10 protein-coding genes are annotated in these 13,575 nt (G+C 69.0%); 3 read left to right on the top strand and 7 right to left on the bottom strand.

The window, feature by feature from the left end; all coding sequences use genetic code 11:
* Positions 1-15: 15 nt before the first annotated feature.
* The 5 genes from ABD810_RS33025 to ABD810_RS33005 all read right to left on the bottom strand — a co-directional run bounded on the left by ABD810_RS33025 (position 16) and on the right by ABD810_RS33005 (position 6,014).
* Complete coding sequence (locus ABD810_RS33025) at positions 16-693, bottom strand: uracil-DNA glycosylase (protein WP_344949855.1); 678 nt, start codon at positions 691-693, stop codon at positions 16-18.
* A 119-nt stretch (positions 694-812) separates the two neighbouring features.
* Positions 813-1,715 carry a carbohydrate ABC transporter permease gene (locus ABD810_RS33020; RefSeq protein ID WP_344949852.1) on the bottom strand — a complete coding sequence of 301 codons (903 nt, stop codon included), beginning with the start codon at positions 1,713-1,715 and terminating at the stop codon, positions 813-815.
* On the bottom strand, positions 1,712-3,085 hold the full coding sequence (locus ABD810_RS33015) for a carbohydrate ABC transporter permease (protein ID WP_425566999.1): 1,374 nt from the start codon (positions 3,083-3,085) through the stop codon (positions 1,712-1,714). Before ABD810_RS33015 ends, ABD810_RS33020 begins: the two co-directional genes overlap by 4 nt.
* A gap of 257 nt (positions 3,086-3,342) precedes the next feature.
* The gene (locus tag ABD810_RS33010; protein WP_344949848.1) at positions 3,343-4,665 is read right to left on the bottom strand and encodes an ABC transporter substrate-binding protein; all 1,323 of its coding nucleotides are present in this window, start codon (positions 4,663-4,665) and stop codon (positions 3,343-3,345) included.
* A gap of 89 nt (positions 4,666-4,754) precedes the next feature.
* The gene (locus ABD810_RS33005; RefSeq protein WP_344949845.1) at positions 4,755-6,014 is read right to left on the bottom strand and encodes an ABC transporter substrate-binding protein; all 1,260 of its coding nucleotides are present in this window, start codon (positions 6,012-6,014) and stop codon (positions 4,755-4,757) included.
* Between the two features lie 131 nt (positions 6,015-6,145).
* On the opposite strand from ABD810_RS33005, the gene ABD810_RS33000 reads away from it, so the two are divergent.
* From ABD810_RS33000 to ABD810_RS32990, 3 genes are read left to right on the top strand one after another with little or no spacing between them, the layout of a single operon-like run.
* Entirely contained in the window at positions 6,146-6,652 is a 507-nt protein-coding gene (locus tag ABD810_RS33000; protein ID WP_344949842.1) for a PadR family transcriptional regulator, read from the top strand.
* A gap of 35 nt (positions 6,653-6,687) precedes the next feature.
* On the top strand, positions 6,688-7,443 hold the full coding sequence (locus ABD810_RS32995; RefSeq protein WP_344949839.1) for an ABC transporter ATP-binding protein: 756 nt from the start codon (positions 6,688-6,690) through the stop codon (positions 7,441-7,443).
* Positions 7,444-7,448: 5 nt separating this feature from the next.
* A complete protein-coding gene (locus ABD810_RS32990) occupies positions 7,449-9,725 on the top strand; it encodes an ABC transporter permease (protein ID WP_344949836.1) in 2,277 nt (758 codons plus the stop codon).
* A 39-nt stretch (positions 9,726-9,764) separates the two neighbouring features.
* On the opposite strand, the gene treS is transcribed toward ABD810_RS32990, so the two are convergent.
* Both treS and ABD810_RS32980 read right to left on the bottom strand, forming a co-directional pair.
* Positions 9,765-11,453, bottom strand: coding sequence for a maltose alpha-D-glucosyltransferase (gene treS / locus ABD810_RS32985; RefSeq protein ID WP_344949833.1), 1,689 nt, complete (start codon positions 11,451-11,453; stop codon positions 9,765-9,767).
* Positions 11,454-11,758: 305 nt separating this feature from the next.
* Positions 11,759-13,492: an asparagine synthase-related protein gene (locus ABD810_RS32980; RefSeq protein ID WP_344949830.1), complete on the bottom strand. Its 1,734-nt coding sequence runs from the start codon at positions 13,490-13,492 to the stop codon at positions 11,759-11,761.
* Positions 13,493-13,575: the final 83 nt, after the last annotated feature.

Here is a 13,575-nt window from a genome sequence, read left to right as displayed (position 1 = left end):
GCGGTCGGGGAACGGTCAGGGGAGCTTCCACTCGACCGGGCTCGCGCCCTGCTTCTCGAGGAGCTGGTTGGCGCGGCTGAACGGGCGGCTGCCGAAGAAGCCGTTCCTGGCCGACAGCGGGCTCGGATGCGCGGACTCGACGCACGGCACCTGCCCGAGCATCGGCTTGAGCGAGCGGGCGTCGCGCCCCCACAGGATGGCGACCAGCGGCCCGCCCCGTGCGACCAGCGCGTGGATGGCCTGCTCGGTGACCTGCTCCCAGCCCTTGCCGCGATGCGAGGCGGGCTTGCCCGGGGCGACGGTGAGCACCCTGTTGAGCAGCAGGACGCCCTGCTCGGTCCACGGGGTGAGGTCGCCGTTGGTGGGCGGGGGATGGCCCAGATCGGCGTGGTACTCCTTGAAGATGTTGACCAGGCTGCCGGGAAGTGGCCGCACATCGGGGGCCACGGAGAAGCTCAGGCCGACGGGGTGGCCGGGAGTGGGATAGGGGTCCTGCCCGACGATGAGCACGCGCACTTGAGCGAAGGGCTGTTGGAAGGCCCTCAGAACGTTCTCCCCGGCGGGGAGGTACTGCCTGCCCTCGGCGATCTCCTGCCTGAGGAAGTCGCCCAGCGCGGCGATGCGCTCGGCGACGGGCTCCAGGGCGGTGGCCCACCCGGATTCGACGACTTCGTGTAATGGACGACCGGTCATGTCCGGATCTTAGCCGCACCGCAGGGCAGGGGGACGGGAACCGGCCAAGCCCCGAGCAGCGGCGCGGTGACTTCCCGGACGCCCGCCTGCCCCCGCGAGACGGGCGCCCGGAAGATCTACTACTTCACCGAGCCCGCGAGCAGACCCTGGACGAAGTAGCGCTGGAAGGAGAAGAACAGCACTAGCGGGATGATCAGCGACAGGAAGGCTCCCGGCGCGAGGATGTCCACGTTGGTGCCGAACTGGCGCATCTGTGACTGCAGCGCCTTGGTCATCGGCTGGGCGTCGGTGTCGGCGAAGACCAGGGCGACGAGCAGGTCGTTCCACACCCACAGGAACTGGAAGATGCCCAGCGAGGCGACCGCCGGCTTGGCCAACGGGAACACCACCGTCGCGAAGATCTTCCACTCCGCCGCGCCGTCCATGCGCGCGGCCTCGAGCAGCTCCTTGGGGATGCCGACGAAGAAGTTGCGCAGCAGGAAGATGGCGAACGGCAGTCCGAAGGCGACGTGGAACAGCACCACGCCGGGGATAGACCCAAAAATCCCCATAAAACCGTAGAGCTTGGCGATGGGGATCAGGGCGATCTGGATCGGGACCACCAGCAGCGCGATGACCACCAGGAACAGCGCGTCACGCCCGGGGAACTCCATCCACGCGAACGCGTACCCCGCCATGGCCGCGATGCCGATGACCAGGACGGTCGCCGGCACCGTGATGGCCACGGTGTTCCAGAAGGAGGAGGTGAACCCGCTCGCGAGCAGGTTCGTGTAGTTGTCGAACGTGATCTGTGCCGGCTTGGTGAAGAAGGTCCACCAGCCGCTGGAGGTGTTGTCCTCGTCGCCGCGCAGCGACACCACCAGCAGGCCGAGCGTGGGCAGCAGCCAGAACAGGGCCAGGACGATCAGAACGAACTGGACCAGTCCGCCGCCGAGCCTGTCCACGACCCGAGAGAGGACCCCGCGTTGTGGTGCGCCCGCGCTGCTTGCCGTGCTCGACTGGGACGCGGTGAGAGTCGTCATGCCTCATCCCTCCGGAACCGCCGAATGTTCAGGATCATGAACGGCAGCACCAGCACGAGCAGGAAGATCGCCAGTGCGCTGCCCAGCCCTTGGTTGCCGCCACCGCCGAACGACACGCGCCACATCTCCAGCGCGATCACGTTGGCGTTCGGCTGCACGGATCCGGGAGCGATGACGAAGACCAGGTCGAAGACCTTCAAGGTATTGATGATCATCGTGACCAGGACGACGAGCAGCACCGGTGACAGCAGGGGAATGGTGATGCGGCGGAACACCTGCCACTCCGTCGCGCCGTCGATGCGGGCGGCCTCCAGGGCGTCACGCGGGATGGCCGAGAGGCCGGCCGCGATGAGCACCATGGCGAATCCGGCCCACACCCAGATGAACGCGCCGATGATGGCCGGGGTGATCAACGCGGGGCCGAGCCAGGACGCCCCGGCGAACTGCTGGGCGAAGTTCTCCTGCGGCAGCCGCAGCATGTAGGACCCCGAGGGGAACCCCGAGAAGTGGAAGGTCCCATCGGCCGCGGTCGTGGTGGTGGCCTTTACCTGCCCATCGGCGACGACCTCGACGGTGACGTCGGGAAGCCCCTTCTCGTTCGCGTCGATCTGGTTGGCCGTGCCGCCACCTGGCATGAAGTCGAGCCATACCGTGCCCGAGATCTCTCCGGGCTGCGCGGTGGTGGCCTTGGCCGGCGCGGCGCCCTCAGGCAGGGCGTCGCTCTTCATCCCGACGAGCGGCACGAGCACCGGCTGCGCCTGCTGGGCGGGCTGGCGGCCGACGACCGCTCCCTGCTGCACGATCACAGGGGCCTGGTCGTTGTCGCGGGGACGGGCGTTGGGGTAGCTGCTGCTCGCCGCGAACACGTCGTGGACGGAGGTCATGATCGCGTTGGCCACGCCCTTGTCCGGGTCCTGCTCGTAGACCAGCCGGAAGATGACTCCGGAGGCCAGGAGCGAGACCGCCATGGGCATGAACACGATCAGCTTGAAGGCGGTCGCCCAGCGGATCCGCTCGGTGAGCACGGCGAAGATGAGCCCGAGCACGGTGACCAGGCTCGGGGCCACGACGACCCAGATCAGGTTGTTCCTGATCGTGGTCAGCATCCCCGAGTCGCTGAAGATGGCTCCGTAGTTGGAGAGTCCGACGAACGAGCCGCCGCTCGCGTCGAACATGCTGCGGAAGATCGAATAGATGATCGGGTAGATCACCCACGTGCCGAGCAGGATCAGAGCCGGGAGCAGGAAGATCCAGGCGACCTTGGGGGACGGCCCCAGGTTCCCGGACCGGCCGTAGCCGGGTCCAGCGGCGGGAGTCTCCGTAGCACCGGTCGAGGCCGGGGTCGCCGCCTTGGCCGCTTTCGCCTTCAAAACGGCGTTCTCCTGCTCCAGCCAAGTGATCCTTCGCTTCAGCGAACGGAACTCGTTCTGGGGGGGATCGTCGGAACCGGAGTCCGTGCCGGCCGCCTGGGCCGTCGCGGTCTCGTTCGGTTCGTCGTGGGGTGAGGTCTCACCCCTCGTCTCTGTCGTCTCGTCTGGTCCGGGGGAGGCCCCGCGGGCGACGACGGCGTCGTCGTCGCCACGCGGGGTCTGCGGGCCGTCCAACCGTTCGGTCACGGCCTTGGCCCCTACTTCTTCCAGGCCTTGGCGGCGTCGGACTCAAGCTTCTCCTGGGCGCCCTTGACGTCCTTGGGGTTGCGCAGGAAGTCCTGGAGGGCCTTCCACTCGCCCTTGCCGTCGGTGCCGCCGAAGGCGCTCGGCGCCAGGTCGGACATGTCATACCGCACAGCCTCGCCGGCGGAGATGATCGTCTGCGCGAGCTGCTTGGTCAGGTCGTCCGGGTAGTTGTCCGGGGAGACGTTGCGGTTCGGGGAGAGGTAGCCGGGCTGCTTGGCCCACACAGAGCCGCCCTCGGAGGAGGCGAGGTACTCCAGCAGCGCCATGGCGCCCGGGGACTCCTTCAGCGCCACCGCGATGTCACCGCCGAGCACGACCGGAGCGGTGTCACCGGCCTTCGGGAACGGCATGATCTTGGCATCCTCGCCGATCTTGGCGCCGGACTCGGCGGCCGAGACGCCGACGAAGTCACCCTCGATGACCATGGCCGCCTTCTTCTGGCCGTACACCTGGGTGGCGCAGGTCGGGAAGTCGGTCTGCAGGGCGCCAGACGAGCCGCCCAGCATGAACTCCTTCTTGCCGAAGATCTGGGCCATCTTCTCCAGCGCCGTGGTCACCGACTCGTCGGTCCACGGGATCTCGTGCTTGGAGAGCTTGTCGTAGTTGTCCGGGCCCGCGCTGGACAGGTAGACGTTCTCGAACACGTCGGTCAGGGTCCAGCCCGAGGCGCCGCAGAGGGCGAACGGGGCGGTGCCGGAGTCGGCAAGGCTCTGGGCGGTCTTGGTGATCAGCTCGTCCCACGTGGTCGCGGGCTGGGCGCCGGCGTCCTCGAAGGCGGGGCCGCGGTACCAGATCAGGGACTTGTGCGCGGCCTTGACCATCACGCCGTACACCTGGCCGTCGGCCGAGCCGAGGCCCTTCCAGTACGGGGTGTAGTTCTGGTCGATCTGGGTCTGGACCTCCGTCGACAGCGGCTTGAGGGCCTTCTGGTCGGCGTACTGCTGGACCAGGCCGGGCTGCGGCAGGACCGCGATGTCCGGCGGGTTGCCGCCCTGGATGCGCGGGCCGAGGTAGGCGCCGGTGTCCTCGCCGGTGGAGGCGTAGTTCACCTTGGCGCCGGTCTTGTCCTCGAACGCCTTCAAGACCTTCTGGAAGTTGGCCTGCTCGTCGCCGGTCCACTTGGCGGCGATCTCGATCGTCGTGCCCGCCAGGGTCTTGGCCGCGGGAGCGGCGGCGCTGCCACTCGCCGAGGGCGCGGTCTCGCCAGAGCCACCGCCGCACGCGGTGGCCGCGAGCATGAGCCCGGCCACAACCGCAGTCGTCTTAACACGCATGGTGCTACCTCCTGTAAAAGGCCCCGAAAAGATGATGTGTTTTGGGATGAGGTACTTCGGGATGATGGGCAGGGGGGTGGCCCTCGCCTTTATGGGGTGCGAATGATCTCGCTGAGCTGCTGTTTCAGGGAGGCGACGGTCTCATCGCTGGGCTTCCTGAGATTGAGCGCGTCGGAGACGGCACTCGAGATAACCAGGCTTACCTGGTCGTATTTGGAGCTGACCGGTCTTGGCCGGGCAGACATGATGCTCTGCTTGAGCACCGGGAGATATGGATAACGCTTGATGAGGGCGGGGTCGTCGTAGAGCTCCGACCACACCGGGGGAAACGACCCCTCGGTCAGCACGCTCCGCTCGTTCTCCAGGCCGGTGAAGTAGCGGATGAACTCGAGTGCCGACTTCTGGTGCTTGGAGTAGGCGCTGATGGCCAGGTTGTTGCCGCCCAGCGTGCTGGACCCCGGCCCGGTGAGGCCGGGCAGCCGCGTCACCGCGAACTTGCCCGCGATGGACGACCTGGTGGCCGGGCCGTAGGCGTGCGGCCAGTTGCGGGCGAACAGCAGATTGCCCTGCTGGAAGGCCAGGCGCGACTCCTCCTCCTTGAAGGAGAGCGACTTCTGGGGGATCCAGCCCTGACGCAGACCACCGACCAGGAATTCGAGCCCCGTCGTGGCGCTTCCGAGGTCGAGGGTGACCTTGGTGCCGTCCGGGCTGAGGATCTGGCCGCCCGCGGACTGCACGGACTCCGCGAAGTTCACGGTCAGGCCCTCGTAGGGGAGGAACTGGCCGGCGTAGCCGTCCAGCTTGTACTTCTTGCCGAGGCGGATGGCCTGGTCGTGCAACTCGGCCCAGGTCTTGGGCGGCTTGAGGTGCTCGGCGTCCAGGATGTCCTTGCGGTAGTACAGCAGCCCCGCGTTGCTGCTGTACGGCACCGCGTAGAGCTTGCCCTGGTAGAGGGCCGTCTCCACCACGGGCGCGAGGAACTTGTCGAGAGGGAACATGCTGCGGTCGAGGGGCACGATCCAGCCGGCGTCGGCGAACTCCGCCGTCCAGACGACGTCGAGGCCGAGCACGTCGTAGCGCTCGCTCTTCGCCTGCAGGTTGGCGACCATCTGTGCCCGCTGCTCGTCCGCCGCCTCTGGTAGCTCCAGGAGGGTGACCTGCTCCTTGGGGTGGACGCGGTTCCACCTGTCGATCAGAGGCTGGATGTAGCCGGTCGTGTCACGACCGGTGGCGAACGTCATCGGACCCGTGCCGTCCGTGCCCCCGCTCTGGACCTGGTCGCGCTCGCCGAACCCCGCGCAGCCGCTGAGCAGCACAGCCGCCAGCAGAAGGGGAGCCAGGCGTCGCACGTGTCCTCCAGGTGTTGATTGGGTTACATGCGTGTTATGTAGATGCATGCATGTTATGCATAGCGATAATGTGGACGTCAACGGATTAGCTCGTAACACTCAGGTAACGCGAGGCCCGAGGGAGGTCAGGCGTGCGGCTCCAATTGCTGGCGCTCCTGTCGAAGGAACCTGCCCACGGGTATGAGCTGAAACAGGCACTCGAGCAGATATTCGGCACGGCCTACCCCTCTCCCAACATCGGGCAGATCTATGTCACGCTGGGCAGACTCGAGAAGGACGGCCTGGTCCGCAGCGTCGACGTCGAGCAGTCCAACCGCCCGAACAAGAAGGTCTACTACTGCACGGCAGAGGGCCGCGAGGCCCTCGACGAGTGGGTCGACTCGCCCAACGAGGGCCCGAGAGTACGTGACGAGTTCTTCATGAAGCTCGTCCTGGCTCCCCTGACCGGTATCGCCGACCGTATGGCACTGATCAACCGGCAACGCCGACACTACCTCGCTATCATGCGCGATCTGGTAGAACTCGCCCAGCAGACAGATCAGGACAACCGTCCGGCCCAGCTGCTCATCGAAGGTGCCATGCTTCACCTCCAGGCCGACCTGGACTGGCTGGAGCGCTGCCAGGAGGATCTGGCCTGAAGCAGTGAAGTGAACGGGAAGTGGTGAGAGACCCAGTGACCACCGCGAGCGGACCGAGTGCCATCCACACGGTCAACCTGGTGAAGATCTACCAGACCGGAGGCCTGCCCGTGCACGCGGTGCGGGGCATCGACCTGCGGGTGGAGCATGGAGAGTTCGTGGCGATCATGGGTCCGTCCGGATCCGGCAAGTCGACGCTCGTCCACATGCTCGGCGGCCTGGACACGCGCACCAGCGGGGAGATCTGGGTCGACGGCAGGCGCGCGGACACCCTCAACGAGAGCGCGTGGGCGATCCTCCGCCGCCAGAAGATCGGCTTCGTCTTCCAGTTCTTCAACCTCGTCGACAACATGACGGTCGCCGACAACGTCGAGTTACCCGCGCTGCTGGGCGGCGCATCGCCGAAACACGCGCGGGAGCGCAGGGAGTACCTCCTCACCGAGCTCGGGCTGACCGACAAGGCCGACGCCGCTCCCGCCCAGCTCTCCGGCGGTGAGCAGCAGCGGGTCGCGCTGGCCCGGGCGCTCGCCAACCAGCCACACGTGCTGCTGGCGGACGAGCCCACCGGCAACCTCGACAGCCGCAACACCCGCGACGTCCTTCGCCTGCTGGGCGAGGTCCACCGGCAGGGTCAGACGATCGTCATGGTCACGCACGACGCCCGGGTGGCCGGGCTCGCCGACCGGGTGGTGACCCTGCTCGACGGCCAGATCGTCGACGACGGAGCCGTCGCCCACGTCCGCCGCCGCCCCAAGGGCGGCGCGGGCGACGTCGTGGAGCTGCGGGGATAGGCGCGATGAGCCACAGCACCACCAGGGCCGAGTATCGGTGGGTCCGCGCGGACCTGAAGGCCAGACGCGCTCAGGCGCTGTTGACGGTCCTGGCGGTGGCCGGCATCGTCACCGCGCTGATCACCGCGGCCACCCTGCTGGAGGACGGCACCAACCCCTGGCGGGGCCTGTTCCTGCGAGGAAACGGCGCCCACGTCTGGATCCACACCAAGGACGCCCCCGATCCCGCGACGCTCAAGGCCCTCGACGGCGTCACCGATGTCGCCGGCCCCTACCGCGCCGCCCCCGCGACGCTCGTCCAGGGCGGCAAGAAGACCCCGGTGGCCCTCCAGGAGATGGCGCCCGTGCTCCCGGCGGTGGGGCGGCCTCTCGTGCGCGAGGGCCGCTGGCTCGACCCGAGCGATCCGGACGGCGTGGTCGTGGAGCGGTCGTTCGCCCGCGCCGCGGGCCTGCGGACCGGCGGCCCGTTCTCGGTCACCGGCCTCAACGGCGCGAGCCACGGCCTCACGGTCATCGGCCTCGCCGAGAGCGGTGACCAGGGCTTCTATCCCGAGTGGACCCCCGGCCTCGCGTGGACACTCACCGGGACGCTGGAGCAGGTCGAGCCCGCGCTCGGCCGCAGCGAGTCGGTGACGGGGCTGCGGCTGGCCGACCCCGACGCCACCTCCCTGATCGTCCAGCGCACGATCACCAAGCTCGCCGGCCAGGTGCAGCGGGTGTCCACCTGGCGCGAGGCGCAGGACTCGATGGAGCTCGACAACCGGCTGCTCGGGGTGCTGCTCGCGCTGTTCGGCGCGGCGGGGCTCGTGGCCGCGGCCCTGGCCATCGCCAACGCGACCGGCGGCCGGGTGCTCGGCCAGCAGCGCGACATCGCCACGCTGAAGTCGCTCGGGTTCACCCGGCGTCAGGTCGTCCGCATGCTCCTCGCCGAGCACGGGACCCTGGGCCTGGCGGGCATCGCGCTCGGTGTGTTGTGCGGGCGGCTGATCACGGCGTACGCGCTGGGGGAGACCGTCGCCGTCCCGCTGTCCCCGGCCCCGCTGCTGGCCATCGCCCTCGGCACGGCGCTGGTGGTGCTGGTGGCCGTCTGGCTGCCCGCGTGGCGCGGCGGACGCACCCCGCCGATCCCCGCCGCCCCGACGGCGCCGCCGCGCGGCCACCTGTCGCGCATGGCACGCCTGGCCCTCCTCGTACGGCTGCCGCCCGCGCTGGTGCTCGGGGCCAGAGACGCCTTCACGCGAAGGCTGCCGGCCGTGATGACGACGTTCGGCCTCGCGGTCCCGATGATGATGATCACTATCGGGCTGGGCTGCTGGGCCTCTCTCGACGCCTTCAAGAGCCACCCAGAACAGGTCGGCCAGGCCGCCGCGCTGACCGTACGACCGGGAAACCTCACCTCGGCGGTGGCCAACCAACTGGCTCTCGCCGACCCCGACGTGGTGTCCGCCTACCCCGGGACCGAGGTGGACGCTCTGGTACCAGGGCAGACGCGGACCGTACGGGCGCGGGCGGTCGGCACCATCACCGACCCCTATCCGTACTCGGTCGTCGAAGGACGCCTGTACCGCGACCGCGGCGAGGCCGTGGCGGGCCAGGGCCTCCTGGACCTGCTGAACGTGCGTATCGGGGACCGCACGCGGCTCACGATCGGCGGCACACCGCTGATCGTACGGATCGTCGGCCGCGTCCTTGAGCCCGAGCAGGACGGCGAGGTCCTCTCGGTCGCGCTGGACAGCTTCGCGCCGAAGGACGCCCTTCCCCCGCAGTTCTACAGCCTGGTGCTGCGCCAGGGGGCCGATCCGGCGGCCGTGCGGTCACGGCTCCAGACCCGGTCGCTGGAGGTCTCCCAGGCGGTGAACCCCGCCGACCGGCTCTCCGTCATCCGGGTGATCATCATCGCGCTGGTGGGGGTGCTGGCCCTGCTGGGCCTGGCGAACCTGCTCACCGCGAGCGCCCTGGGGCTGCGGGACCACGCCGTCGACCTCGCCGTCCTCAAGGCGATGGGGCTCACCCCACGCCAGGTCATGGGGACGCTGGTGACCGGCACGGGGCTGCTGGCGGTGATCGGCGTCGTCGCGGGCGCGCTGGCCGGGGCGTTCGTGTCGTCCGGCCTGATCGACCTGCAGGGGGCCGCGAGCGGCATCGGCGCGGGCATCGGCCGCGCTCCGGCGCCCATGACCCTGCTCCTGGCGGTGCTGACGGTCATCGGCGCGGCCCTGCTCGTCGCGCTCATCCCCGCACGCAGGGCCGCCCGTGCCCGGATCCCGGTGACCCCCCGCTGAGGGCCGCCGGGATCCAGGTCGCCGTCCGGGCGTCCGGGCTCAGGCCTGGGTGAGCGAGAACCAGTAGAAGCCGTACCCGGGCAGCGTGAGCAGGTAGGGCAGCTCGCCGATGACCGGGAAGGGCACGCCGCCCCGGCACTCCACCGGCGTCATGCCCGCGAAGCGCCGCAGGTCGAGCTCGACCGGCTGGGGGTGCTTCGAGAGGTTGTTGACGCACAGCATGCGGTCGTCTCCCTCCTCCCGGACGAAGGCCAGCACGCTGTAGTTCGGCGACCACAGCTCGGTGTAGGCGCCGGTGCCGAACACCGGGTGCCGCCGCCGTACGGCCAGCATGTTCCTCGTGTGGTGCAGCAGCGACGAGCCGCTCTTCATCTGCGCCTCGACGTTGACGGCCTGGTAGCCGTAGATCGGGTCCATGATCGTCGGCAGGTAGAGGCGGCCCGGGTCACCGCTGGAGAAGCCCGCGTTGCGATCGGGGCTCCACTGCATCGGCGTGCGGACCGAGTCGCGGTCCTCCAGCCAGATGTTGTCGCCCATGCCGATCTCGTCGCCGTAGTACATGACCGGGGAGCCCGGCATGGACAGCAGCAGCGCGGTGAACAGCTCGATCTGGTCGCGGTCGTTCTCCAGCAGCGGGGCGAGCCTGCGCCGGATGCCGAGGTAGGCCCGCATGCGCGGGTCCTTGGCGTACTCGGCGTGCATGTAGTCGCGCTCTTCCTCGCTGACCGTCTCGAGCGTCAGCTCGTCGTGGTTGCGCAGGAAGATGCCCCACTGCGCGGTCTCGGGAAGCTTCGGGGTGCGGGACATGATCTCGGAGATCGGCTCCCGCGACTGCCGGCGCACCGCCATGAAGATGCGCGGCATGAGCGGGAAGTGGAACGCCATATGGCACTCGTCGCCCCCGGTCGTCGGGTCGCCGAAGTACTCCACGACGTCCTCGGGCCAGCCGTTGGCCTCCGCCAGCAGCACCCGGTCGGGGTACAGGCGGTCGACCTCGGCCCTGATCCGCTTGAGGTAGGCGTGGGTCTCGGGCAGGCCGGAGCAGGCGGTGCCCTCGCGCTCGAAGAGGTACGGCACGGCGTCCAGGCGGAAACCGTCGATGCCCAGGTCGAGCCAGAACCGCAGGACCTCCAGCATGGCGTCCTGGACGGCCGGGTTCTCGTAGTTCAGGTCGGGCTGGTGGTGGAAGAACCGGTGCCAGTAGTACTCGCCGCGCACCGGGTCGTAGGTCCAGTTGGACTCCTCGGCGCCGACGAAGATGATGGGCGCGTCCGGGTAGCGCGTCGGGTCGTCCGACCACACGTAGAAGTCGCCGTACGGCCCGGTGGGGTCGTGCCGGGACGCCTGGAACCACGGGTGGCGGTCGCTGGTGTGGTTCATCACCAGGTCGGTGATGATCCGGATGCCCCGGGCGTGGGCCTGCTCGATCAACTCGACGAAGTCGCCGAGATCCCCGAACTCCTGGAGGATCTTCATGTAATCGGCGATGTCGTACCCGCCGTCTTTCAAAGGCGACTCATAGAGCGGCAGCAACCACAGGCAGTCAATGCCGAGCCACTGCAGGTAGTCCAGTTTCTCGATCAAGCCGCGCAGGTCGCCGGTCCCGTCACCGTTGGAGTCGCGAAAGCCGCGCACCAGCACTTCGTAGAAGACGGCCCTCTTGTACCAACGGGGGTCGGAGGAGATGAAGCTCTCGGAAACGGATTCCGGGCATGGTGAAGCGCTCATAGGTATCGCTCGCATGAGGAGAGTAGGGCGGGTTACTACACGGGGGCTCGCGCCGTCGGAGCCGTCATCCCTGCGACTCCCGCCCAACGCCGGCACCGAAGGGGTGGCTCGGTACGCAGCGTGTTTCGGCGCTGTTTCGCGGAAGACTAGCAGGCCATTAGGGCCCTCCGAAGGCGATCAGCGAGGGTGGCCCAGCGTGCCAAACGCGTAATCGCCCGCACTCCCGAGATCGGCCACGTATCGTCCCGCGCACACTCCGTGTCTTCGCAGGTCGGGAGGCGGTTGACCGTCCGTGATTCATCGATTCAAGACGCGCTCGACCATGGGGGCGTGAGGTCGCCGAGCACGTCCTCGTAGTCCGTGAGCCAGGAACCGAAAAGCACCAGCCCTCGCAACCAAAATCGCGAGTTCCACGAGCCGAAGGCCGTCAGCGCGTCGGGCCCCTGGGCGATCACGCCGAGCATCTGATCGGACACCAGACCCGGGACCGTCGCCGCCTTCAGCAGCATCCGGTGGTTCCACTCGCGGGCGGCCGGCCCGTTCGAGCGCAGCGGCACCCGCCGGTGCGGCAGCGCGCCGTTGGTGGACGGCAGGGCCGCCACGCGCGGGTTCGCGGCCCGCAGGATCTCCAGGTAGAACTTCCCGCCCTCCTTGCGGTCCACGGGGACCGACAGCGTGGCGTCGAAGAAGTCCGGATACAGGAAGGGGAAGACGGGGGTGGCCTCGGGGCCGACCAGGTTCACCGGGGAGCGGGCGATGCCGCGCGCCGTACGGGTGTGCAGCACGCTCAGCGGAAGCTCCGACCTGTGGCCGCGCAGCATCGAGGTGGCCTGGGCGAAAGCCGTGCCGACCCGGTCGTCCACGAAGGCCAGCGCCTGTTCCGACAGCATCGGCAGGTGCGGCTCGCCGGTCGCGAGCGCGGCCAGCAGCGCGGCCTGCCGGTCGGCGGAGGACCCGGCGCCCACGGCATCGGCGGTGATGAGGAAGTTCTTCATCAGCGGCCCGCCCGCCAGCCCGTCCACGACCGCCCGGCCGGCCTTGTGCACCTCGCGGGCGAAGGGGGAGTACCAGGCGTGGTGGCTGGTGAGGTACTCCAGCCTGCGGGCCGCCCACCGCGCCTCGTCGGGGTAGGCGGCGGGGTCCTGCGGGACGATCCGGTGCTCGATGCCCAGCTCACGGGTGATGTAGCGGGCGAAGTCGATGTCGTTGTCGAGGCCGTCGTCCGGGCTGGTCGTCCACGACTGGACATCCATCTTGCGGGCCATCGCCACCGAGGCCAGCAGACGCGAGTCGTACCCGCCGCTCACCGGCACCAGCAGCGGCCGGTCGTCGAAGGGCTTCAGCGCCTCGTGCAGCAGCGCCACGATGTCGCCGGCCGTCACCCCGCGGTCGAACGGCTCCTCGCGCACCCAGCGCGGCGCCCGCTTGTCCACGGTGATCCTGCGCGCCGAGCGCGACCAGATCAGGGCCGTCGCGCCGGGCAGCCGCCTGACCTCCCGGTAGGGCGTGTCCTCCAGGAGCGGATAGGTCAGCTTGAGAATGGCGGCCCAGGCGTCCCAGTTGACCTCGTACGGCCTGCGGGCCAGCGCCAGCAGCGGCTCGATGTTCCCGGCGAAGTAGATCGCGTCGCCGTCGGACAGGTAGTAGAGGTCGATCAGCCCGAAGGCGCCGGTGTGGAGGGTGACGGTCGCGGGCTCGTCGATGAGCCCCGGCGTCTCCCAGGTCTCGGCCACCACCGGCCAGGGCATCGGCCCCACCGGCCGCTGCTCCGCCCAGGCGAAACGCGTGTCCGCCGGGCTCGGGCCGCCTTGGGCCGCGTGCGGGGTCTCGGACGGGGTCTCGGACGGGGTCCGTGACGGGGAACCGGAGTAGGGGAGGAGCGGCGAGGAGCTCAGCAGCGCCGCGTCGGGCGTCCGATGCGCCTCTCGTACCGGCGGGCCCGCGTTGCGGAGCAGTTCGAGCCTGGCCGGGTCGTAGGCGCCGATGGCGCCGCAGACGTACGGCCGCGCCGCGTACTCCGGCCACTTCCCGTTACGCACTGGATCTCCCCTCAGCGAATACCTGCCGAGTGTACGGACTTGTGTGGGTTCGAGATGGTCGGGCTAGATCTGCGATTATTCTG

Origin of the sequence: Sphaerisporangium flaviroseum (genome assembly GCF_039537005.1) — a bacterium.
Classification (GTDB): domain Bacteria; phylum Actinomycetota; class Actinomycetes; order Streptosporangiales; family Streptosporangiaceae; genus Sphaerisporangium; species Sphaerisporangium flaviroseum.
This window is presented reverse-complemented; position numbering and strand designations above follow the sequence as displayed.

What these genes read in the sequence shown, in the direction of transcription:
- ABD810_RS33025 (WP_344949855.1), bottom strand. Translation starts at nt 693, where the DNA reads ATGACCGGTCGTCCATTACACGAAGTCGTCGAATCCGGGTGGGCCACC.
- ABD810_RS33020 (WP_344949852.1), bottom strand. Translation starts at nt 1,715, where the DNA reads ATGACGACTCTCACCGCGTCCCAGTCGAGCACGGCAAGCAGCGCGGGC.
- ABD810_RS33010 (WP_344949848.1), bottom strand. Translation starts at nt 4,665, where the DNA reads ATGCGTGTTAAGACGACTGCGGTTGTGGCCGGGCTCATGCTCGCGGCC.
- ABD810_RS32990 (WP_344949836.1), top strand. Translation starts at nt 7,449, where the DNA reads ATGAGCCACAGCACCACCAGGGCCGAGTATCGGTGGGTCCGCGCGGAC.
- treS (WP_344949833.1), bottom strand. Translation starts at nt 11,453, where the DNA reads ATGAGCGCTTCACCATGCCCGGAATCCGTTTCCGAGAGCTTCATCTCC.